At 62.1% G+C, this 338-nt stretch carries 1 protein-coding gene; it reads left to right on the forward strand.

Annotated elements, in window-relative coordinates:
* Positions 1 to 64: 64 nt before the first annotated feature.
* On the forward strand, positions 65 to 338 hold a 274-nt coding region (locus U8L64_RS00380; protein ID WP_333392728.1), incomplete at its 3' end, for an NAD(P)/FAD-dependent oxidoreductase.

Here is a 338-nt window from a genome sequence, read left to right on the forward strand (position 1 = left end):
CGGCCAGGCAGGTCGGCAAGCATCACTGCAGTCGCAGCATCACGAACGCTGAGGGGAACGCAACATGAGTCGCGAATACATGGAATTCGACGTTGTCATCGTCGGCGCCGGCCCTGCAGGCCTATCCGCAGCCTGCCGCCAGAAGCAAAAAGCCGCCGACGCTGGTCAGGAAATCAGTGTATGCGCCGTCGAGAAAGGCTCCGAAGTAGGTGCCCATCGCCTCTCCGGCGCGGTCTTCGAACCTCGCGCGCTGAACGAACTGGTCCCCGATTGGAAAGAACTCGGCGCCCCGCTCAACACGCCGGTCAAGCGTGACGACATCTACCTGCTGAAGACCG

It is taken from the genome of Pseudomonas sp. FIP_A4, from assembly GCF_036701605.1.
Taxonomy (GTDB): Bacteria; Pseudomonadota; Gammaproteobacteria; order Pseudomonadales; family Pseudomonadaceae; genus Stutzerimonas; species Stutzerimonas phenolilytica.